Here is a 22,322-nt window from a genome sequence, read left to right on the forward strand (position 1 = left end):
GCCGGATCAGGTGCGAACCTTCTCGAGCCCCTTCCAGTCGAAGGCGATGCCGTGGCCGGGGCGGTCGGGGGCGATGGCGAAGCCGTCCTCGATGCGCAGGGGTTCCGCGATGTAGCGGTCGAGGCCGAAGCCGTGCGCCTCGAGGTAGGAGCGGTTCGGCACGGCGGCGAGGCAGTGCACGGTGACGTCGTGGGCGCCGTGCGTCGTCACCGGCAGGCCGAACGCCTCGGCGAGGTGGGCGATCTTCATGAAGGCGGTAATACCGCCGCAGTTCGTCACGTCGGGCTCGGGGTAGGTGACGCCGCCCGTGGCGATGAGCTGCTTGAACTCCCAGACCGTGCGCAGATTCTCGCCGGCCGCGATCGGCAGGCCGCCCTCCTTGACCACGCGCGCATGGCCCGCCACGTCGTCCGGGACGATCGGCTCCTCGAGCCAGACCGGATCGAAGCGCTGGAAGGCGCGCGCAGCCCGGATCGCCTCGTCCACGGTCCATTTCATGTTGGCGTCGACCATGAGCGGGAAGCCGTCGCCCAAATGCTCGCGTATGGCGGCGACACGCTCGACGTCCTCGGCGAGCCGCCTTCTTCCCACCTTCATCTTGATGGCGCGAAAGCCGCGCTCGAGGTTGGCGTCGGTCTGGCGCAGCAGCGCGTCGAGCGGGAGGAGAAGGTCGATCCCGCCTGCGTAGCACGGCACACGTGGGTCGTGCCCGCCCAGGAGCTTCCACAAGGGCAGCTCCGCACGCTTCGCCTTCAGGTCCCAGAGCGCTATGTCGAAGGCCGAAAGTGCCAGCACGGTGGGGCCGCCGCGGCCGCCATAATGGAGCGCCCACCAGAGCTTTTGCCACAGACGTTCGATGAGATCGGCGTCCTCGCCCACGACGAGTTCGGGGAACTCGCGGGCGAGCGTGGCGTCGATGGCGGCGCCGTTGCGTCCCACCGTGAAGGTGTAGCCGACACCCTCTGCACCCTCCGCATCGCGCACGCGGACGGTGTTGAGCTCGAAGGCACGCATCTCGCCGTGCATGCTGTCGGTCAGAAGCTCCGGCAGCGGAATGCGGTAGAAGCCCGGCTCGAGGCTCGTGATCTTCGGCATGGTGGTTCCTCGAAGTCGTGTGGCGAGGGCGGGGCGGCCTTCAAGCCGGAGCTTCGTCCTCGCGTGCGGTGAGCTTGGCCTGGAGGATCACGACCAGGAGCAGGAAGGCGCCGCGGATCACGGACTGCCAGTAGGCGGAGAGGCTGATCCACCCTAGGCCGTTCTCGAAGTTCAGGATGTTGAAGATGAGGCCCAAGAGCAGCACGCCCGCGAGCGTGGCGCCTACCGAGCCCAAGCCGCCCGTGAGCAGCGTGCCGCCGACCACGACGGAGGCAATCGCGAACAGCTCCCACCCCACCCCTTCGATCGGCTGCCCGGCGCCGAACTGGGCCGCCAGGATGACGCCGGCGAGGCCCGCCAGCGTGCCGCTCGCGGCATAGACCACGAGCTTCACCCGGTCGACCGGCAGACCCATGAGCCGGGCCGCATCCTCGCCGCCGCCGACGGCGAGCACGTGCCGGCCGAAGGCGGTGAAGTTCAGGATCAGCGAGCCCGCGAGATAGGCGACGAGTGCGATCCAGGCCGGGATCGGAAAGCCCAGGAAGTCGCCCTGGCCGAGATCGGTGAAGGCGGTCTCGTAGGAGACCGAGACCGACTGGTTGTCGGCGAGCAGGAGCGCGGTGCCGCTCGCGGCCAGCATGGTGGCGAGCGTGGTGATGAAGGGAAGGATGCCGAGGCGGGTGACGATCAGGCCGTTGAGAAGCCCGATGACGGATCCTGCAGCCATGCCGCCCAGAAGACCGGGGATAGCGCCATAAGGGCTGAGCAGTGCTGCGACGACGCTGCCGAGCGCTGCGGTCGAGCCGACCGAAAGGTCGATCCCGCCCGTCATGATGACGAAGCACATGCCGAGTGCTACGAGTGCGAACATGCTGTTGTAGCGGAGCAGGCTCAGCACGTTGTAGCTGCCGAGGAAATTGTCGTAGCGCAGCCAGCCGAACAGGATCAGAAGTGCCAGCGCCAGCAGCACGCCGTGCTTGCCGAGCTGGGCCGGGATGGCGCTCGCGAGCGGGGTAGTGCGCATCGGCGTCTCCTCAGGCCCGGCCCTGGCGCTGCAGCCAGACCGCGAGCACGATGATCCCGGCCTTGACGACGAGCGCTGCCGCGTCCGGCACGCCGTTGGCGAGCAGCGTGTAGCGGACGAGCTGGATGATGAGGGCACCTAAGAGCGTGCCCAGCACGGTGGCGCTGCCGCCCGTGAGCAGCGTGCCGCCGACCGCCACCGCGGCGATGGCATCCAGCTCCATGCCGAGGCCGATCAGATTGGCATCGGCAGCCGAGTTGATCGCGATCACGATGAGCCCGGCGAGTCCGGCGCAGAGCCCGCTGATGAGATAGACCCGGCGCTTGACCCGGCCGACCGGAATGCCCGAGAGGCGCGCCGCCCGCTCGTTGCCGCCCACGGCCAGGATCTCGCGCCCGAACACGGTGCGGCGCAAGGCCCAGGTGGCGAGACCCACGATCACGAGCATCAAGATCGCCTGGAACGGGATGCCGAGCATCCGCCCCAGGCCGATGAACTGGAACTCCGGGACCTTGAACACCTGCAGATTGCCGTTGGTCAGCACCTGGGCGATGCCGCGGCCGGCGATGAACAGGACCAGCGTGCCGACGATGGGCTGGATACGAAAGCGGGTGATCAGCCAGCCGTTGAACCAGCCGAAAGCACCGCTGACCAGGATCGGAATCACGAAGGCGAGTGCTATGCCGACGAGCGGGTGGGGCAGAGGCAGGAGCTTGCCCAGGAAGATCAAAGGCGCAAGTGCCCCTGCGATCGCCATCAGCGAGCCGACCGAGAGATCGATCCCGCCCGTCGCGATCACGAGCGTCATGCCGACCGCGACGATGACGATGGTGCAGACCTGGGTGAGGTTGACGTTCAAGGTCTGCAGCGTCGCGAAGTTGGGCGTGAAGGCGAGATTGAACAGGACGAGGAGGGCGAGTGCGGTGACGGCGCCGTAGCGGCGCAACAGCCCGAGCGCTTCGGTTCTGGGCGCAGGCGCGCGCAGGCGCAGGGCCTCAGCCATGGGCGGCCTCCTCCTGGCGAACGGCTTCGCCGTGCGCCATGGCGTGCATGATCGCGGGCTCGGCGATCGCCTCGCCCGCGAGCTCGGCCACGGTGCGTCCGTCACGCAGAACGAAGATCCGATCCGAGCTCTGGGTCAGCTCCTCGAGCTCGGAGGAGATCAGAAGAACGCCCAGGCCCTCCGCCGCGAGCTCGCGCACGAGCCCCAAGATTTCGGCCTTGGCGCCGACATCGATGCCACGGGTGGGCTCGTCGAGCAGGAGGAGCTTCGGGTTCATGCACAGCCAGCGGGCGAGCAGCACCTTCTGCTGGTTGCCGCCCGAGAGTTCCCTGATCTTCTGCTCCGGGCTCGCGCACTTGATGCCGAGCCGCGCGATGAAGCGGTCCACGATCTCGCGCTGACGGGCCTCGTCGACCACGCCGGCCTTGGCGAGATGCGGCAGAAGAGCGAGGGTGAGGTTCTCGCGCACCGACATTTCGGGCACGATGCCCTCGTATTTCCGGTCCTCCGAGCAAAAGCCGATGCCGGCCCGGATCGCATCCGCGGGCTCGGCGAACGCGGCCGGCGCACCCTTGACCCGGATCTCGCCTGCTTCGGGCTTCAAGGCACCGAACACGACCTGCGCCGTCTCCGAGCGGCCGGAGCCCAAGAGCCCGGCGAGGCCCACGATCTCGCCCGCGCGCACCTCGAGATCCACATCCCGCACCCGGCGCCCGAGGGCGAGATGCTCGACCTCGAGCAGCTTCTCGCCCGAAGCGTCCGCCGAGCCCGTCCGTGCCTGCCGGCCCGCAGCCTGCGCCACTGCCCGGCCGAGCATGGTGGTGACGAGGTCGAGCTTGGTGAGGTCGCGCATGTCCGCGACCTTCACCGTGCGGCCGTCGCGCATGATCGTCACCCGGTCGCAGACGGCGTAGAGCTCGTCGAGCTTGTGGCTGACGAAGATCACCGACACACCTGCCGCCTTGAGCTGGCGGATCACCTCGAACAGGACTTCGACCTCCTGGTCATGGAGCGAGGAGGTGGGCTCGTCCATGATGACGAGCCTGGCGTCGAAGCCGATGGCGCGCGCGATCGCCACCATCTGCTGCGTCGCGGTGTTGAAGCTCGAGAGCGGCCGGCGGACGTCGATCGCGATCCCGAAGCGGGCCAGGAGCTCTTTCGCCTCGCGGTGCATGGCGCGCCAGTCGAGCAGGCCCATGCGCCGCCGCTCGCGGCCGAGGCAGATGTTCTCGGTCACCGAGCGGTAGGGGACGAGATTGATCTCCTGATAGATCGTGGCGATGCCGTTCGCTTGCGCCTCTTGCGGCGAAGCGAAGCTCACGAGGTTCCCGTCGAACAGGATCTCGCCGCCGTCACGGTGGACGTAGCCCGTGAGGATCTTGATCATGGTCGACTTGCCGGCGCCGTTCTGGCCGATCAGGCCGTGGACCTCGCCTCGGCCGACCTCGAGCGAGGCGCGGGCCAGGGCCTGGACACCGGCGAAGTACTTGTCGATGTCCCGCATCGACAGAAGAGGGGGCTGGCCCATCCTCGGCCCTCCCGAAGCTCGCGGGCGCAGCACCGCCTCGCCTTCGAGGCGGTGCTCTCGATCGAGAAGGCTCAGTAGGCGTTCGCGATCTCTTCCCTGGCGTTGCTCGCGTCGAAGAACTTGTCGTCGTTCTTCACCCAGGCCGGAATCTTCTCGCCCTTGGCATAGGCCGCCATGGTCGCGAACGCCTTGGGTCCGAAGCGCGGGTTGCACTCGACGGTGGCACCGAGCTTGCCGTCGATGATCGCCTGGAGCGCGTCGCGCGTGCCGTCGATCGAGACGAGGACGATGTCCTTGCCCGGCACCTTGCCCGCGGCCTCGATGGCGGCGATCGCACCCATCGCCATCTCGTCGTTGTGGGCGTAGATCGCGGTCGCGTCGGGATGGGCCTGCAGCAGGGTCTCGGCCACCTGCCGGCCCTTGTCGCGCGCGAAGTCGCCGGACTGGCTCGCCACGATCTCCATGCCGGGATGGCTCTTGAGCGCCTCCTCGAAGCCCTTCCTGCGATCATTCGCCGGCGAGGAGCCCGTGGTACCCTCAAGCTGGATGATTTTGGCCTTGCCGTTCGTCGCCCCGATCAGCCACTCGGCAGCGCGCCGGCCTTCGTCGACGAAGTCCGAGCCGATGAAGGTGACGTAGTCCTTGCCGGCCTGGGCGAGCTTCTGGTCGACGTTGCGATCGAGCAGGATCACCGGGATGCCGGCCTTCTTCGCCGCCATTACCGCCGGGATCAGCGGCTTCTCCTCGCGCGGGGCGAGGAAGATCAGATCGACCTTCTGCGCGATCATCGAGTTCACGTCGGCCACCTGCTTGGCGGCCGAGCCGGCGGCATCGGTGTAGACGAGCTGATAGCCCAGCTTCTCCGCCTCGGCCTTCATGCTCTCGGTCTGGGCGATGCGCCACGGGTTGTTGCTCTCGGTCTGGGCGAAGCCGACCTTGTACTTCGCTTTCTGCTCGAGCTTGGGCAGCTCGGCCGCGAAGCCGGCGCCGACCCCGAGCGCCAGGCACGCGGCACCCGCCGCCAGACCCAACAACGTGCGCCTCAGCATCGTTCAGTCTCCCTGTTGCACGGACCGATCTCGACCCGCGTGCAAGACCCACCCTATCGCCGATCGTCGGAGCGTCGGGTGATGTTCTGGTATGACCAAATCCTATGTGCTCCGCTACGACATGTCGCTCCGAGTGTCAATCCCATCGTGTTATGATACTCGACCAACCATCGCTTCTCCCGTCGTAGCGACAGGTTCTGCCAAGGCAATGAAAGTATGGTCATACCAAAATGTCTTTCCGTTCGATTCTGGTATGGCTACACTTCGCACTCAGGGCGTGACATGCCGAACGCCCGCGTGCTCAAGGTGCCGGGATGCTGGATTCGGTAGGGAGGAGGACGGACGGGTCTGCGAGCAATAGGAATCGGCGCTGCAGCGGGAAGGAGGCACGCCCTCCTCACGGCCGCCGGTCCGAGCCGATCGCGGAACGGCTCGCCGCCATGATCATCGCCGGCGAGCTCGCCAATGGCCAGCGCCTGCCGCCCGAGCGCCACCTGATGCGCCGCTTCGGCGTGGGCCGGAGTGTCGTGCGCGAGGCGATCGCGAGCCTCGCCCATCGCGGCCTTCTCGTCACCCGCTCGGGCTGCCGCCCGATCGTCCGCCCGCCGAGCTATGAGGGTGCCGTCGATGCGATCGGCCGGCTCGTCGGCCATCTCCTGACCGACGAGAGCGGGATCCACAACCTGTTCGAGAGCCGGGTGCTGGTCGAGGCCGCGCTGGTCCGGCAGGCCGCGGTGAGCGCCCGCCGCGAGGACATCGAGGAGCTGCGCGCCGCGCTCGAGGCCAATCACGCCGCCATAGGCCAGCCCGATGCGTTCTATGCCACGGACGTCGCGTTCCACGGCGTCCTCTACCGGATCGCGCGCAACCCGATCTTTCCGGCGCTCCACAAGGCCTATGTGCAGTGGTTGATGGGCTATTGGCGCAGGCTCACCTGTTCGCCGGACATCGACCGGCTCAACCATGTCGGCCACTGCGCGATCTTCGAGGCCATCCTCGCGCGCGACCCCGACGAGGCCGAAGCCGCCTTGCGTCGCCATCTCCAGGTTGCCTGGGAGCTCGTCCGCGGCGCCTTGGCCGGCCGGGAAACGACGATCTGACGGCGCCGTCCGGCAGCGGGGGCGCTCGTCTCTCCGCGCCACCGAAACGCAGCGAGGCCGCCGGTCGTTCCGACGGCCTCCTGCCGTGGCATCGGAGGATCGTGTAGGCTCAATCCTCGAGCGGCCGGCCGGCGGTCTCGCGACTTGCCAGCATCGCGGCGAGGGCGACGAGAGCGGCGATGACGAGGTACCAGGCCGGGGCGAGCTTGCTGCCGGTGACACCGATGAGCCAGGTGGCGACGAAGGGAGCCGTGCCGCCGAACAGCGCGTTGGCGAGGTTGAAGCTGAGCGCGAAACCGCTGTAGCGCACTCGCGTCGGGAACAGCTCGGACAGGAAGCAGGCGAGCGTGCCGTCGTTCATGGTCAAGAGCGCCCCGAAGGCGATCTGGATCAGGACGATGCCGAAAAAGCCCGAACTGCCGAGGAGTGAGAACAGGGGTACGGTCAGGACCGCGAACAGGATCGAGGCGGCGACCAGCATGGTCTTGCGTCCGTAGCGGTCGGACAGCCGACCCATGAGGAAGATCAGGCCGATATAGGAGGCGAGCGCCACCGTCGTCGCGACGAACGACTTGGTCCGGCCCATGCCCATCTCGGTCGCGAGATAGGTGGGCATGTAGCTGAGGATGAGATAGAAGCCGACCGCGTTCAGGCAGGTGACGCCCAGCGCGATGGCGAGCTTCGCCTTGTGCCCGACCAGCATCTCGCGCAGTGGTGCCTCGGCCAGATGGTGCTCCGCCGCGAGTTCCTTGAACTTCGGCGTGTCCTCGAGCCGCACGCGGATGTAGCGGCCGATCAGGCCCAGAGGCGCTGCCAGGAGGAACGGCAGACGCCAGCCCCAGCTCTGCATCTGCGCGTCGCTCAAGATTGTGAACAGCACCGCCGTCAAAAGCGAGCCGAACAGCAGCCCCGCTGCCGTGCTCGCCGGGACGAGGCTGGTATAGAAGCCGCGCTGTCCGGTGGGCGCGTATTCGGCGATGAAGGCGGAAGCGCCGGCATACTCGCCCGAGGCCGAGAAGCCCTGGACGACGCGGACCAGAAGCAGGAGCACGGGCGCCCACAGGCCGACCTGCGCGTAGGACGGCAGGAAGGCGATGGCGAAAGTGGCGCCCGACATGATCAGGATCGAGAGCGAGAGGGTCGTGCGCCGGCCGATCCGGTCGCCGAGATGGCCCCAGACGATCCCGCCGATCGGGCGGATGACGAACGAGATCGCGAACACCGCGAAGGTGGCGAGGAGTGCGGCCGTGGGCGCTACCTCGGGGAAGAACACCACGGCGATCACCGTCGCGAGATAGCCGTAGGATGCGTAGTCGAACCACTCGACGAAGTTGCCGATGAAGCTCGCCGTGGCGACCTTGCGCAGCTCCTCCCGGTCCGTAGCCGAGACGCTGGTCGCCGGGGTGGCGGGCGGGGACGCGTAGTCGAGCGTCGCGGCGGATGCGGTCCTGGCGGTCATGTGATCAGCTCCCTGATTCTGCGCTGTCGGAGAGCACGGGACGGCCGTGCTCCCTGGGTTCGGCCCGCCGCTACTTCCCGATGATGTTGTGCTCGGGGCCGAAGGGGAACCTGGTGATGTTCTCGGCCCCGTTCTCGGTCACGATCAGGATGTCGTGCTCGCGATAGCCGCCGGCACCCGGCTGGCCCTCCGGGATCATGATCATCGGCTCCATCGACACCACCATGCCGGGCTCGAGCACGGTCTCGATGTCCTCGCGCAGTTCCAGCCCCGCCTCGCGGCCGTAATAGTGGCAGAGCACGCCGAAGCTGTGGCCGTAGCCGAAGGAGCGGTACTGCAGGAGATCCCAGGAGCGGTACATCTCGTTGAGCTCGGTGGCGATGTCGCAGCAGCGCGCCCCCGGCCTGATGAGCTGGAGACCGCGGCGGTGGACCTCGCAGTTGACCTCCCAATAGCGCAGATGCGCATCCGAAGCGTGATCGAGGAACAGGGTGCGCTCGAGCGCGGCGTAGTAGCCCGCGATCATCGGGAAGCAGTTGAGCGAGAGGATGTCGCCCTTCTGCACCCTCCGCGAGGTGACGGGGTTGTGGGCGCCGTCGGTGTTGATGCCGGACTGGAACCAGGTCCAGGTGTCCATCAGCTCGGCATCGGGGAAGGTGGCGGCGATCTCGCGCACCATGGCACCGGTCGCGTGCAGCGCCACCTCGTACTCCGGCACGCCCTCGTGCAGGGCTTCCACACAGGCCGCACCACCGATATCGGCGATCCGGGCACCGTGCCGGATGAGCGCGATCTCCTCGGCCGACTTCACCATACGCTGGCGCATGGTGGCCTTGCCGACGTCGACCAGCTCGAACAGCGGCAGCGCATCCCGGATCTGGTCCGCCCGCTCGAGGCTGAGATGGTCGAACTCGACCCCGAGACGGCCGCGACGGACCCCCGCCGTCTCGAGCACGGTCTTGATGGCGTGGACGTAGTTGTCGCGCTGCCAGTCGGTGTAGACGATGTTGTCCTCGAAGCTGCGCCGCCAGGGCTGGCCGCCGTCGATATTGGCCGAGATCGTGACGTGCCGGTCCTGGGTGACGACGAGGCCATAGGCACGGCCGAACGAGCAGTAGAGGAAGTCGCTGAAATAGTCGATGTTGTGGATCGAGGTGAGCAGCACCGCGTCGATGCCGGCCTCCGCCATGTGCCGGCGCAAGTTAGCGACGCGGCGCGCGTACTCCTCGCGCGAGAAGGTGGGGCGCACCTTCTCGCCGTTGTGGATCTGCTTGATTCTCTCGCGCATATCGAGCCTCCGCTTCACCCGGCACGGCGGCCCGCTGCGACGTGGCGGGTGGAGAGAGCCTGCACGGGGTGGTGTTGGCTCGCGCTTGTAACCGTACGGATCGCTTTCGCGAAATGAGTTGTGCAAATCTGCTCATTAGCGCGGCTAATGAGCAGTTCTCATCAGAGACTTGACGGCTTCTCGGCTGGTATTCGACAGCTTTCGTCGAGACGCCGGATCAGGAAGTTGATCAGGCTGGAGGCCGCCTCGGAGAGACGGTCCCGATCGTAGTAGAGCCCGATCGTCACGTCGGGAAGGCCGGGGAACCCGGTCTCCGGCCCCAGCACGCGCAGGCCCTGCGGGATGGTGTGGGTCGAGAGCACGGTGACGCCCAGCCCGGCCTGGACGGCGGCCTGCAGCCCGGCGAGGCTCGGCGTCGTGCAGGCGATGCGCCAGGGAATGCCGGCCTTGGTGAGCGCTCGGGTCATCCGGGCGCGGTAGGTGCAGCCCTCGGGATAGACGACGAGCGGCAGCGGCCGGAGAGTTTCGGGGCACCTCTCGGGCGAGCCCACCCAGGCGAGGCGCTCGGGCCAGAGCTTGGCGGCCGGCAGAGGTGCGGGCTCCGCGGTCATGGCGACGACGAGATCGAAGGTGCCCCGCTCGAGCCCCTGCAGAAGCGCTGCGCTGATATCGCAGCTCACGTTCACCATGACCCTGGCATTGGCCGCGGCGAACTCGCCCAGGACCTCGGGCAGCAGGACGACGGCGAAATCGTTGGGAATGCCAATGTGCACCGATCCTTTGATCTCGGGCGCACGCAGCCGCGCCACGGCCTCGTCGTGCAGGCAGAGGATCTGGCGGGCGTAGAGGGCCAGGATCTCGCCCTTGGGCGTCAGGCGGAGTTGGCGCGTGTCGCGCTCGAAGAGCGGCGCCTGCACGAGTTCCTCGAGCTTCTTGATCTGCAGGCTGATGGCGGGCTGCGTGCGCCCGAGCAGATCGCCCGCACGCGTGAAGCTCGCGAGATCCGCGACCGTCGCGAAGGTCCGTAAGAGATCCATCTGCAGGGTGAGCATGAGCGCCGCCGGCAAGTCGTGCGGGAAAACGGTTCGCAGAGTAGGCGATACCGGGGACGTGCGGTAGCATCCCGCCATTGCATCGCGGCGCTGCACGGGCCGGCGACGCTCCCGTGTCGACGGCTCCTCCTGATGCTGGTAACAGCGGGCACCGGCCGGTTGGCAGATGGAAGAGAGCCGAGGATGGAGCTGAACACGATCCCGGAGGCGATCGAGGCGATCGCGAAGGGCGAGCTCGTCGTGGTCGTGGACGACACGGATCGCGAGAACGAAGGTGACCTGATCATGGCGGCCTCGAAGGCCACGCCCGAGAAGATCGCCTTCATGATCCGCCACACCAGCGGCATTCTCTGTGTGCCGATGCTGCCGGAGCGGGCGGCACGGCTCAATCTCCAGCCCATGGTCGCGAACAATCTCGACCCGTTGCGCACGGCGTTCACCGTCAGCGTCGACTACAAGGTCGGCATGACCACCGGCATCTCGGCCGAGGAGCGCGCCAACACGGCCAGAGCGCTCGCCAACGACAATTGCGACGGTTCGGACTTCATCCGGCCGGGGCACATGTTCCCGCTCATCGCCCGGCCGGGCGGTGTCCTCACCCGCTCCGGCCACACCGAGGCCGCGGCCGACCTCGCCCGCCTCGCCCGGCTCGAGCCCGTGGGCGTCCTCGCCGAGGTGGTCAACGACGACGGTACGGTCAAGCGCCTGCCCCAGCTCCTCGAGTTCGCGCGCGTGCACGGGCTCAAGATCGTCACCATCGAGGACCTGATCCAGTACCGCATCCGCACCGAGAAGTTCATCGACCTCGTCGGCGAGAAGGAGGTGGCGATCGGCGGCCTGCCGGTGACGATCCAGGCCTACCGCACGCCGTTCGACGCCATGCACCACGTCGTGGTGATCGTGGGCGACGTCTTCGACGGCAAGGACGTGCCGTGCCGCATCCATCGCGAGCATCCGGTCTCGGACCTGGTCGCGCGCATGAGCCAGAGCCGGACCTGGCTCGAGGTGGCGCTGGATAGGTTCAGGGAGCTGGGTCGTGGCGTGCTCGTGCTCGTGCGCAATCCCGTGGCCGAGGAGCTGGGCGCCGACGGCATCGAGGACAGGGAGGGAGAAACCCACGGCAGCGCCCGCCAGCGCATCCAGCGCTGGCGCGAAATCGGCGTGGGTGCCCAGATCCTGCGCCAGATCGGCGTGCGCTCGATCGCGCTCCTCGCCACGCGCGAGCAGCACTATGTGGGCTTAGGCGGCTTCGGCATCGAGATCACCCGCACGATCCGGGTCGACGAATGAGCTGAAGCGCCCCTGGCACGGGCCACTCCGAAGAGAAGGGCAAGGGAGGCGAGCGCGTGAAGAAGATCATCAACGACCCGGAAGCGCTGGTCGACGAGGCCGTGGAAGGGCTGGCAGCCGCTCATCCGGACCTCGTCCGGATCAGCCTGTGCCCGCGCTACATCGTTCGCGCCGACGCGCCCGTCTCGGGCAAGGTCGCCCTCCTTTCCGGCGGCGGCAGTGGCCACGAGCCGCTGCACGGCGGCTTCGTCGGTCGCGGCATGCTGGCCGCCGCCTGCCCGGGGGCGGTGTTCACGAGCCCGACACCCGATCAGATGCTGGAGGCGGGCAAGGCGATCCACGGCGGGGCCGGCATCGTCCAGATCGTCAAGAACTACACCGGCGACGTCATGAACTTCGACATGGCGGCCGACCTCCTGCGCGCCGAGGGGATCGAGGTCGAGAACGTGCTCGTCGACGACGACGTCGCGGTGAAGGACAGCCTCTACACCGCCGGCCGCCGCGGTGTCGGCCTCACGCTCGCGGTCGAGAAGATCGGCGGTGCGGCCGCCGAAGCCGGCATGGGCCTCGCCGAGGTCGCGGGCTTGTGCCGCCGCGTCGTCGCCAACGGCCGCTCGATGGGGGTGGCGCTCACGGCCTGCACCGTGCCCCACGCCGGCAAGCCCTCCTTCGCGCTCGCCGAGGACGAGATGGAGCTCGGCATCGGCATCCACGGCGAGCCGGGCCGCGAGCGGGTCAAGCTCGAGCCCGCGGATCGCATCGCCGAGCTTCTGCTGGGACCGATCATCGAGGACCTGCCGTTCGAGCGCGACGACCGGGTGCTCCTGTTCGTGAACGGCATGGGCGGCACGCCCCTGATCGAGCTCTACGCTCTCTACCGCAAGGCCGCCGAGATCGCGGCCGCGCACGGGCTCGAGGTCGAGCGCCGGCTGGTCGGCTCCTACGTCACCAGCCTCGAGATGGCCGGGGCCTCGATCACGCTGCTCCGCCTCGACGACGAGATGATCCGCCTCTGGGACGCCCCGGTCGTGACACCGGCGCTGCGCTGGGGGGCCTGAGCCATGCGGGAAGCGCTCGACCGTGACGCGATCCTGGCCTGGCTCGCTCTCGCCGCCGACCGGCTCGAAGCCGAGAAGGCAAACTTGAGCGAGCTCGACCGCCCCATCGGCGACGGCGACCACGGCGTCAACATGGCGAGAGGCTTCGCTGCCGTGCGCGCGAAGCTCGCGGCCGAGCAGCCCGCCGATCCGGCCGCCGTGCTGAAGGCGGCCGCCATGGTGCTGCTCTCGACCGTGGGCGGCGCCAGCGGCCCGCTCTATGCCACGCTCCTCCTGCAGGCCGCGGGCAAGGCCACGGGCAAGCCGAGCCTGAGCACCGCCGACTGGGCCGACTGCCTCGCCGCAGGGCTCGCCGGCATCGTCCAGCGCGGCAAGGCTGCCGTCGGCGACAAGACGATGGTCGACGCGCTCGATCCTGCCGTGCGCGCGCTGGATGCTCGCCGCGATCAGCCGCTCGCGGCAGCGCTCGCGGCTTCGGCCGAGGCCGCGAGGGAGGGCATGGCGGCCACGGTCCCGCTGGTCGCGCGCAAGGGTCGGGCGAGCTATCTCGGTGAGCGCAGCGCCGGCCACCAGGACCCGGGCGCCACCTCGAGCCATCTCCTGCTCCAGGCCCTGGCCGAGACCGCGGCTCGATCATGAGCCGGGAGCGGGTAGCGCTCGTCCTGGTCTCGCACAGCCGGGCGCTCGCCGAGGCGACGGCAGCGCTCGCCCGGCAGATGACCGGCGACGCGGTCGCGATCCGCTGCGCCGCCGGGGTGGGCGAGAGCGGGGAAGGGTTCGGCACCGACACCCTGCGTATCGTCGAGGCGCTGGGCGAGACCGACGGCCCGGCCGGCACGGTCGTGCTCATGGACCTCGGCAGCGCCCTCCTCTCGGCCGAGATGGCGCTGGATTTCCTCGACGAAGCGGCCCGCGCCCGCGTGACCTTGTGCCCGGCCCCCTTCGTCGAGGGCGCTGTCGCCGCCGCGGTCGCGGCCATGGGCGGCGCCGACCGGGCCACGGTCGCGGCCGAAGCGAAGGCGGCGCTCGAGCCCAAGCACCAGCAGCTCGGCGAGACCGAGCCGGGCCGGCCCGCCGCCGCCGAGCCGACGGGGGCCGTCGACGCCGAGGCCACGATCCCCGACCCGCACGGGCTCCACGCCCGGCCGGCCGCGCGCCTGGCGGCGCTCGCCAGCCGGCTCGGCGGAGGTGTCACGGTCGAGAACCTCGACAACGGCCGCGGTCCGGTCTCGGCCGGCAGCCTCGTGGCGCTGCTCTCGCTCGGCGCCGCCCAAGGCCATCGCCTGCGCATCCGGGCGGGCGACCCGGCTGCCGCCCGGGCCATAGCGGATCTCGTCGCCACCTTCACGGGCGACACGGAAGCGGCGCCGACGCCGCCCCAAACGGAAGGCCGCGCCATCCCAGTCTCGCCCGGTGTGGCGCTCGGGCCGCTCGTCCGGCTCGCCCCGCCGCCCGTGCCCGAACCCGAAGCGCCCCCCGCCGACCCCGCCGCCGAGCGGCGCCGGCTGGGGGCGGCGCTCGCCACCGTGCGCGAGCGCCTGGAGACCGCGGCGCAGTCCGGCCGCGCCGGCGAGTTTCTGGCCGTCCAGGCAGCGCTCCTCGCCGATCCTGCGCTGGCGATGCGTGCCGTGGCGCTGGTCGAGACGGGGCTCGGCGCCGCCACGGCTCTGGCCCGAGCGGCCGACGAGGCAGCCGCCGTCTTCCGCGAGCAGCCCGACTCCTATCTCCGCGCCCGCGAGGCCGACTTGCGCGACGCCGTCGCCGCGGTGCAGCGCGAGCTGGCAGGCGCTCTCGGCGCTCTCCGCCTCCCCGAGGGGCGCTGCATCCTCCTGGCCGACGATCTGCCCCCCTCGCTCGCTGCCGCCCTCGACCCGGCACAGGTGCTGGGCGTGATCGACCGGCAGGGTGGCCCGACTTCGCACGCCGCCATCCTGCTCCGCGCCGCCGGCATCCCCGCCGTGGCCGGCGCTGCGGCGCAGGTACCCGCAGACGCCACCGGCCTCGTGGCGATCGACGGCGGCACCGGCGCGGTCTGGCTGGACCCCGACCCGGCGACCCGCGCCGCCATCGCGGCCCGCCTCGAGGCCGTGACCCGCACGGCCACCCCGGTCCCCGGCGGCGTGGTGACGCTCGCGGACGGCCGCACGGTTCAGCTCTGGGCCAACGTCTCGGGCCGGGCCGAGGCCGAGGCGGCGCGCCGGACCGGTGCTTTCGGCATCGGCCTTTTGCGTACCGAGATGCTGTTCCTCGACCGGCGCGACCCGCCCGGCGAGGAGGAGCAGGTCGCCGCTCTTGCCGCCATCCTCGTCCCCTTCGCCGGCCGGCCGGTAGTCGTGCGGACGCTGGATGCGGGTGGCGACAAGCCGATCCCCTATATGGGCCTGGCACCCGAGGCGAACCCCTATCTCGGCTTGCGGGGCCTGCGCCTGAGCCTCGCCCGCGAGCCCCTGTTCCGGACCCAGCTCCGCGCCGTCCTGCGGGCCGGGCACGGCCACGACCTCCGCCTCCTGCTGCCCATGGTCACCGACCCCGACGAGGTCGCGGCCGCCCGCGCCGTTCTGGAGGAGGCACACCGGTCGCTCGAGGGCATCCCCCATCTCTGGCCGGTGCCGGTCGGCATCATGGTCGAGGTGCCGGCGGCGGCGCTCCTGATCGAGCGCTTCGTTCCCGTCGCCGACTTCTTCTCCATCGGCACCAACGACCTCACCCAGTACGTGCTCGCGGCCGAGCGCGGCCACCCGGCGCTCGGCCGCTTCGCCGACGCGACGCACCCCGCCGTGCTCGACCTCGTCCGCCGCGTCGCCCGTGCCGGCCGGCCCGCTTCCGTCTGCGGCGAGGCTGCCGGCGACCCGGATGCCGCCTGCGCCCTGGTCGGGCAGGGGATCGAGCGGCTGAGCATGGGTGCTACGGCGATCCCGCGCGTCGCCGAGGCGCTGCGCCGGCTCTGATCCGCGGATTGACAAGCCCGGCACGCTGGCGAAAATTGGTCTGACAACCAGTCCAAAAGGGTGGCTGCAGCCTTCGTGTCACGCGCTCTTCGCCCCATTCGCGCCCGAACCCGGGACGACGCCGTGCTCGAGGAGCTGGCGGCCTTCGTGGCGGCGGCGGGCCTCGAGCCGGGCAGCCGTCTGCCGGCCGAGCGGGAGCTGGCCCTGCGCCTGAAGGTCGGGCGCTCCACGATCCGCGAGGCGCTCAAGCGCTGGCAGGCCTTAGGCGTGGTCGAGATGCGCAAGGGTAGCGGGACCTACCTCAAGGCGCCGCTCGGCGACGATGCCGTCCACCTCTCGATCACCGTCCGCCTGAAGCAGGACAGCCTGCTGCGCGCCCTCGAGGTGCGCCGCGCGCTGGAGGCCGAGGCGGCCGCCATCGCCGCCCGGCGCGCGACACCGGACGACCTGGCCCATATCCGCGACTGCCTCGAGCGGATGGAGGCGGTGCATCTCCGCTACGGCGAAGCCCCGGCGGAGGATTGGGAATTCCACCTCTCGATCTACCGTGCCACCGGCAACCCTCTGTTCTTGCAGCTCGTCTCGGCGTTGCACGATGCGCTGTTCAGCTTCTTCACCAATCCTTTGAACCAGCCCGGCTTCGCGAGCCGCTCCTTTCCGCTGCACCGCGAGCTCTTCGAAGCCATCGCCGCGCGCGACCCCGAGACGGCCCGAGCGAAGGCGCTGGCGATCCTGGCCATCACCGAGGAAGACCTGCGAGCCGCCCGTCATGCGCCCTGACGACATCGACATCTTCGACCCGGGCACCATCCTCGCGCACGACGAGGACCTCCCGGGTGATGCGGTGGTTCCGCCGATCTTCCAGACCTCGCTGTTCACCTTCCCGAGCTACGCCGCGGCCGTGGCGGCGTTCCGCGGCGAGGCGAAGCGCTCGGTCTACAGTCGGGTCGGCAACCCGACCAGCGCCGCCTTCGAGGCGAAGCTCGCCGCCCTCGAAGGGGCGGAAGCCGCGCGCGGCTTCGCGAGCGGCATGGCGGCGATCAGCGCCGCGGTCCTGAGCCAGGTCGCGGCCGGCGACCGGATCCTGTGCGTGCGGCACGTCTATCCCGACGCCTACCGCTTCTTCGAGACCACGCTGCGCCGCTTCGGCGTTCGCACCGATTATGTCGACGGGCGCGACCTCGCCGCCATCGAACGGGCTCTCCCGGGAGTGAGGCTCCTCTATCTCGAGAGTCCGACGAGTTGGATGTTCGAGGTTCAGGACCTCGCGGCCATCGCCCGCCTCGCGCGCGCGCATGGCGTCGTCACCGTGATCGACAATAGCTGGGCGAGCCCGATTTTCCAGCGGCCGCTCCGGCACGGGATCGACCTCGTCGTCCATTCGGCCTCGAAATATCTCTCCGGCCACAGCGACACGGTGGCGGGCGTGGTGGCGGGGCGGCGCGAGCTGATCGGCCGGATCAACGCCGAGGTGCTGCCCTTCCTGGGCGCGAAGCTCGCACCCTTCGAGGCCTGGTTGCTCCTGCGAGGCCTGCGCACGCTCGAGATCCGGATGAAGGCGGCGCAAGCGCGCGGTCTCGCCGTCGCCCGCTGGCTCGAGCAGCGGCCCGAGGTCCTCCGCGTCCATCATCCGGCCCTGGCCGGCGCCGTCGACGGCGTTCAGCTCACCGGCGCCTCGTCGCTCTTCAGCTTCGAGCTCGTGCAAGGCCTGTCGGTGCAACGCTTCGTCGACGCCTTGCGGCTGTTCAAGCTCGGCGTGAGCTGGGGCGGCCACGAGAGCCTCGTGTTCCCGGCCGAGATCACGCACCAGCAGGCGGGCGGGCCCAACTCGGCCCGTGATTTCGGGGTCAGCCCGCGCACGATCCGGCTTCATGTCGGCCTGGAGAGCACGAAGGACCTCCTGGCCGATCTGGAGGCAGCACTCGCGGCCGCGACGGACGGCCGCTGACATGGCATCAGCAACGGGAGGCAGAACCGACATGATGCGACGCTTGCTTCTGGCCGCGGCGGCGGTCCTGGCGCTGGGTGCCGCGGGCCCGGCCCGGGCAGAGACCGTGATCAACCTCACCGAGGTCATCACGAGTCCGCAGCGCACCGAACTCCTGCGCAGCCTCCTCGACAAGTTCGAGGCGGCGAACCCCGGCATCAAGGTCAAGATCACCTCGCTGCCCTGGGGGCAGGCCTTCGAGAAGCTCGCCACCATGGTCCAGGGTGGCGAGATCCCGGACGTGGTCGAGATGCCGGAGCGCTGGGTTTCGCTCTATGGCACGAGCGGCCAGCTCGAGAGCCTCGAGCCCTGGCTGGCCAAATGGGAAGGGAAGGGCGAGCTCAGCGAGCGCGTGCTGCAATACGGCTCGGTCGTGGGCGGCACGCCCTACATGATTCCTTACGGCTTCTACATCCGGGCGATGTTCTGGAACAAGAAGCTGTTCAAGGAGGCAGGACTCGACCACGCACCCCTGACCATCGACGAGTTCGTCGAGGCCTCGCGCAAGATCTCGGCGTTGGGCGAGGGCAAGACCGGCTACTGTCTGCGTGGCGGTACCGGCAGTGCCAACGGCTACACCATGTTCATGCTGGCCATGAACGGCTCCGGCGACTACTTCGATCGAAACGGCAACAGCACCTTCAACCAGCCGGGCGCCATCAAGGGTCTCCAGATCCTGGCCGACATGCACAAGGAAGGCCTGGTGCCGCGTGACAGCGTCAACTGGGGCTTCAACGAGATCGTGGCCGGGTTCTATTCCGGCACCTGCGCCATGCTCGATCAGGACCCCGACGCGCTGATTGCGATCAAGGAGCGGATGAATCCTGCGGATTTCGCCGTCGCCCCCATGCCGCTCGGCCCCGCCGGCAAGGCGTTCCCGACGCTGGGCTACGCCGGCTGGGCGATGTTCAAGGCGGCCAAGGACAAGGAAGCGAGCTGGAAGCTGATCGCCTTCCTGTCGTCGCCGGAGAGCAATCTCGCCTGGTCGAAGTTCGTCGGGGTCGTGCCGATCCATAAGCGCTCGCAAGAAGATCCGTTCTTCGACAGCGAGCAGTTCAAGGGCTGGTTCACCGAGCTCAACGACAAGCACTGGGAGCCGACGCCGGTGCCGGCCTACCTGCCGGAATACGGCTACTGGGCCGATTCGATCGCGGTCCAGACCGGGCAGGAGCTGTTGCTCGGCCAGCGCACGGCCGAGGACGTCGCCACCGAGTGGGCGAGCTACTTCACGGAGGCGCAGAAGAAGTGGCAGGCCGCGCATCCCAAGCCGTGAACATCGCCGCGAGCGGCCCGGCCCGAGGAGGGGCGGGGCTCCGCGGCCTCGGGCGCGTGCTCGAGCCCTGGTGCTACATCGCACCGGGGCTCGTCCTCGTGCTGCTCGTCATGATCGTGCCGCTCGTGATCGGACTCTCCTATGCCTTCCAGCAGCTCCAGATCCTGAACCCGTTCGTCCGCGGCTGGGTCGGCCTCGACAATTTCGCGAGGCTCGTCTCCGATCGCATCTTCTGGCTCTCGCTCGCGAACACACTCTACTGGACCTTCGGCTCGCTTCTGTTCCAGTTCCTCTTCGGCCTCGGTCTCGCGCTCCTCCTCAACCGCAGCTTCTACGGCAAGCGCGCCGTCCAGGCCCTGGTGTTCCTGCCCTGGGCGGTGCCGAGCTTTCTGGGCGGGCTCACCTGGGCATGGCTGTTCAACCCCGTGGTGGGGCCGCTGCCCTACTGGCTGTTCTCGCTCGGGCTGCTCGTCGAGCCCTACAACATCCTGGGCGATCCGAGGCTCGCCATGCTGGGTCCGATCGCGGCCAATGTCTGGTTCGGCGTTCCCTTCTTCGCGATCACGCTGCTCGCGGCGCTCCAGTCGATCCCGAACGAGCTCTACGAGGCGGCTTCCATCGACGGAGCCGGGCCGTTCCAGCAGTTCCGGCTCATCACGCTCCCGTTCCTCGCGCCCATGATCGCCATCACGGTGATGCTGCGAACGATCTGGATCTCGAACTTTGCCGACCTCATCGTCGTCATGACCGGCGGCGGGCCGGCCAATACCACACAGATCCTCGCGAGCTACATCTTCACGCTCGCCTTCCGGAAGCTCGATTTCGGCTACGCCTCGGCGGTGGCGGCAGTGCTCCTCCTTCTCCTCGTTCTCTACGCCGCCCTCCTGATCCGCCTGCGGATGAGCTTTCGGAGCACGACATGAGCCGGCGGCACCCGACCCTCCGAGCCGTTCTGCCGGCCCTGGGCCATCGCCTGGCGCTTCTCTTCTATGTCGTGGTGGCGCTCTTTCCCCTGTTCTGGCTGCTGAAGATCGCGCTCACGCCGAACCAGCTCCTCTACAGCGAAGGGGTGGCGCTCTGGCCTTCGGCCATCACGCTCGACAATTTCCGGTTCGTGTTGCTGCAGAGCCGCTTCCCGCGCTTCTTCCTGAACTCGGTCGTGGTCTCGCTCGCCACGGCGCTTCTCGTGACGCTGCTCGCGAGCCTTCTGGGCTATGCCGTCTCCCGCTTCGTCTTTCGTGGCAAGCGCCTGGTGCTGCTGCTGCTCCTCGTGACCCAGATGTTCCCGCTCGTGATGCTGATCGCCCCCATCTACCGCATCCTGGCGGCGCTGAGCCTCGCGAACAGCCTCACCGGCCTCGTCGTCGTCTACACGGCCTTTAACGTGCCGTTCGCCGCCTTCCTCATGCAGTCTTTCTTCGACGCGGTGCCGAGAACGCTGGAGGAGGCCGCGATGATCGACGGCTGCACCCGCTTCGGGGCGCTGCGCCGGGTGGTCATGCCGCTGACGCTGCCCGGCATGGGGGCGACGCTCGGTTTCGTCTTCACCGCCGCCTGGTCCGAGCTGCTGTTCGCGCTGATGCTGATCAACGGCGACGATCGGATGACCTTTCCCGTGGGCCTCTTGACCTTCGTCTCCAAGTTCTCGGTCGATTGGGGCCAGATGATGGCGGCCTCCTTTCTCGCCCTGATCCCTGCCTGCCTGTTTTTCGCGCTGATCCAGCGCTACCTCGTCCAGGGTCTCACCGCGGGCGCCGTCAAGGGCTGAGCGCGCTCAGGGACGGAGAACGGATTCGCGCCGCAGAACGTAGCGCGAGTCCCTGCTCTGTTCATATGCCGCATGAAAATCCTTCGCAGATCGGTTGCGCGCTTCTTTGCTTCAGCAACTTGAAAGCGATAAAAGTCCTGCGCTGAGCGCAACCCCCGGCGTGCATGGCACCTACGATCGAAAAGGACCGAACCACCCCGGGCGGCGCGCCCCTGCCGCAGCCGGGCGGGCTGCGGACGACAATCGCCATGCATCGAAAGACGGACAGGACACGCGATGCGTTTCTCGATCAAGGCCAAGCTGGCGGCAGCTTCCGGGTTGGTGCTCCTGCTCCTTGGCACGAGCGCCTGTCTCGGGATCATGAAGCTCGGCGCGCTCAACGAGCGCCTTGCGGCGGTCGTGGACGATTCGGTGCAACAGCTCGATCTCGCCCGCGACATGCGCACCAGCAGCGTGCAGGTGGACCGCTTCGCCAACCTGCTGATCGCGGCGGGCGACGACGCCGCGGCCCTGGCCGCAGACAAGGACATTCAAAAGCATCTGGTGGCGTTCTCCACCGCGGCAGGAGCCTACCGCAAAGCGGCGAGCGAGGAGCAGCAGCAGCGGCTGGATGCCGTGCTGGCGGCCTGGAAGGCCTATACCAAGCTGCTCGATCAAGTCCGGAAGCTCGGACTCGCCAGCTCCTATACCGCAGGCGTGGGCATGGCGCTCGGGTCGGCGAAGCAGGATTACGAGGCCGTCCTGGCGGCGCTGGATGCGATCGAGACCCGCGTCCCGAACGACGATGCCGGCAAGGCCGTGCGTGCCGACATGCTGGCCTTGCGCAATCAGCTTCAGGAGCTGCGCTTCACGGCCACGGTCTCCATCATCGACACCGACGATGCGCACCTGGCGGAACTCGACCGGAAGGCCGAGCGGCAGCGGGAGGAGACGGGAGCGGCGATCGCTGCTCTGAGCAGCAGGCTGGGCCAGGCCTTTCCAGACGAGCTGCAACGCCTCCATGCGGCGTGGGATGCATATCTGGACACCCACCGTTCCTTCCTGCGGGCCACCTCGACCAACAGCTATGCCCATGCCTTTGCGATCGCGAGCGGCCCCGGCAAGGAAGCACTGCAGCAGGCGATGGCCATGCTCGACGAGCTCGTCGAACGCAGCAGGGAGGAGATGGAGCGGTCGCGAGCGGCAGCACAGAGCGAGTATGATTCAGCCCGCAGGAGCCTGGTCATTACCGCTGTGGCCGGCCTGATCGCCAGCGTGGTGACGATGGCCTGGATCGGTCTGGGGATCAGCCGCGGCCTGGGGCGGGTGGTGCGGGCGGCCGAGGCGGTGGCGGTGGGCGACCTTTCGCACCGGGTCCGGCTCGAGAGCCGCGACGAGATCGGCGCGCTCGGCCAGGCGAT

At 68.8% G+C, this 22,322-nt stretch carries 19 protein-coding genes; 11 read left to right on the forward strand and 8 right to left on the reverse strand.

Annotated features, from left to right (window positions below):
• Positions 1-6: 6 nt before the first annotated feature.
• From U1T56_RS17370 to U1T56_RS17390, 5 genes are all read right to left on the reverse strand, one after another.
• Entirely contained in the window at positions 7-1,095 is a 1,089-nt protein-coding gene (locus tag U1T56_RS17370; protein WP_418160750.1) for a mandelate racemase/muconate lactonizing enzyme family protein, read from the reverse strand.
• Positions 1,096-1,135: 40 nt separating this feature from the next.
• Positions 1,136-2,119, reverse strand: coding sequence for an ABC transporter permease (locus U1T56_RS17375; protein ID WP_418160751.1), 984 nt, complete (start codon positions 2,117-2,119; stop codon positions 1,136-1,138).
• 10 nt (positions 2,120-2,129) lie between these two features.
• Positions 2,130-3,122 carry an ABC transporter permease gene (locus tag U1T56_RS17380; protein ID WP_418160752.1) on the reverse strand — a complete coding sequence of 331 codons (993 nt, stop codon included), beginning with the start codon at positions 3,120-3,122 and terminating at the stop codon, positions 2,130-2,132.
• Positions 3,115-4,650: a sugar ABC transporter ATP-binding protein gene (locus U1T56_RS17385; RefSeq protein WP_418160753.1), complete on the reverse strand. Its 1,536-nt coding sequence runs from the start codon at positions 4,648-4,650 to the stop codon at positions 3,115-3,117. Before U1T56_RS17385 ends, U1T56_RS17380 begins: the two co-directional genes overlap by 8 nt.
• A 71-nt stretch (positions 4,651-4,721) precedes the next feature.
• Positions 4,722-5,699, reverse strand: coding sequence for an ABC transporter substrate-binding protein (locus U1T56_RS17390; RefSeq protein WP_418160754.1), 978 nt, complete (start codon positions 5,697-5,699; stop codon positions 4,722-4,724).
• A gap of 419 nt (positions 5,700-6,118) precedes the next feature.
• Between U1T56_RS17390 and U1T56_RS17395 the strand changes: the two genes are divergently transcribed.
• Positions 6,119-6,799, forward strand: a complete 681-nt coding sequence (locus U1T56_RS17395; RefSeq protein ID WP_418160770.1) for an FCD domain-containing protein — start codon at positions 6,119-6,121, stop codon at positions 6,797-6,799.
• Between the two features lie 109 nt (positions 6,800-6,908).
• On the opposite strand, the gene U1T56_RS17400 is transcribed toward U1T56_RS17395, so the two are convergent.
• The 3 genes from U1T56_RS17400 to U1T56_RS17410 all read right to left on the reverse strand — a co-directional run bounded on the left by U1T56_RS17400 (position 6,909) and on the right by U1T56_RS17410 (position 10,598).
• Complete coding sequence (locus U1T56_RS17400) at positions 6,909-8,258, reverse strand: MFS transporter (RefSeq protein WP_418160755.1); 1,350 nt, start codon at positions 8,256-8,258, stop codon at positions 6,909-6,911.
• A gap of 70 nt (positions 8,259-8,328) precedes the next feature.
• Positions 8,329-9,546, reverse strand: a complete 1,218-nt coding sequence (locus tag U1T56_RS17405) for a M24 family metallopeptidase (protein ID WP_418160756.1) — start codon at positions 9,544-9,546, stop codon at positions 8,329-8,331.
• 161 nt (positions 9,547-9,707) lie between these two features.
• Positions 9,708-10,598 (reverse strand): LysR substrate-binding domain-containing protein, encoded by an 891-nt coding sequence (locus tag U1T56_RS17410; protein ID WP_418160757.1) that lies wholly within the window; start codon positions 10,596-10,598, stop codon positions 9,708-9,710.
• Positions 10,599-10,781: 183 nt separating this feature from the next.
• Here U1T56_RS17410 and ribB point away from each other — a divergent pair, with 183 nt between their 5' ends.
• The 10 genes from ribB to U1T56_RS17460 all read left to right on the forward strand — a co-directional run.
• On the forward strand, positions 10,782-11,888 hold the full coding sequence (gene ribB / locus U1T56_RS17415) for a 3,4-dihydroxy-2-butanone-4-phosphate synthase (RefSeq protein ID WP_418160758.1): 1,107 nt from the start codon (positions 10,782-10,784) through the stop codon (positions 11,886-11,888).
• 56 nt (positions 11,889-11,944) lie between these two features.
• Positions 11,945-12,946 carry a dihydroxyacetone kinase subunit DhaK gene (gene dhaK, locus U1T56_RS17420; protein WP_418160759.1) on the forward strand — a complete coding sequence of 334 codons (1,002 nt, stop codon included), beginning with the start codon at positions 11,945-11,947 and terminating at the stop codon, positions 12,944-12,946.
• Positions 12,947-12,949: 3 nt separating this feature from the next.
• The gene (gene dhaL / locus U1T56_RS17425) at positions 12,950-13,585 is read left to right on the forward strand and encodes a dihydroxyacetone kinase subunit DhaL (protein ID WP_418160760.1); all 636 of its coding nucleotides are present in this window, start codon (positions 12,950-12,952) and stop codon (positions 13,583-13,585) included.
• Complete coding sequence (gene ptsP, locus U1T56_RS17430) at positions 13,582-15,894, forward strand: phosphoenolpyruvate--protein phosphotransferase (protein ID WP_418160761.1); 2,313 nt, start codon at positions 13,582-13,584, stop codon at positions 15,892-15,894. Before dhaL ends, ptsP begins: the two co-directional genes overlap by 4 nt.
• A 123-nt stretch (positions 15,895-16,017) precedes the next feature.
• Positions 16,018-16,674 (forward strand): FadR/GntR family transcriptional regulator, encoded by a 657-nt coding sequence (locus U1T56_RS17435; protein ID WP_418160762.1) that lies wholly within the window; start codon positions 16,018-16,020, stop codon positions 16,672-16,674.
• Positions 16,664-17,842, forward strand: a complete 1,179-nt coding sequence (locus U1T56_RS17440) for an aminotransferase class I/II-fold pyridoxal phosphate-dependent enzyme (protein ID WP_418160763.1) — start codon at positions 16,664-16,666, stop codon at positions 17,840-17,842. Before U1T56_RS17435 ends, U1T56_RS17440 begins: the two co-directional genes overlap by 11 nt.
• Before the next feature lie 34 nt (positions 17,843-17,876).
• On the forward strand, positions 17,877-19,154 hold the full coding sequence (locus U1T56_RS17445; protein WP_418160771.1) for an ABC transporter substrate-binding protein: 1,278 nt from the start codon (positions 17,877-17,879) through the stop codon (positions 19,152-19,154).
• Positions 19,155-19,156: 2 nt separating this feature from the next.
• Positions 19,157-20,077 carry a carbohydrate ABC transporter permease gene (locus U1T56_RS17450; protein WP_418160772.1) on the forward strand — a complete coding sequence of 307 codons (921 nt, stop codon included), beginning with the start codon at positions 19,157-19,159 and terminating at the stop codon, positions 20,075-20,077.
• Entirely contained in the window at positions 20,074-20,922 is an 849-nt protein-coding gene (locus tag U1T56_RS17455) for a carbohydrate ABC transporter permease (RefSeq protein ID WP_418160764.1), read from the forward strand. Before U1T56_RS17450 ends, U1T56_RS17455 begins: the two co-directional genes overlap by 4 nt.
• Before the next feature lie 276 nt (positions 20,923-21,198).
• A partial coding sequence (locus U1T56_RS17460) for an MCP four helix bundle domain-containing protein (RefSeq protein ID WP_418160765.1) occupies positions 21,199-22,322 on the forward strand: 1,124 nt, incomplete at its 3' end.

The sequence above is a fragment of the Benzoatithermus flavus genome, assembly GCF_037908215.1.
Classification (GTDB): domain Bacteria; phylum Pseudomonadota; class Alphaproteobacteria; order Geminicoccales; family Geminicoccaceae; genus Benzoatithermus; species Benzoatithermus flavus.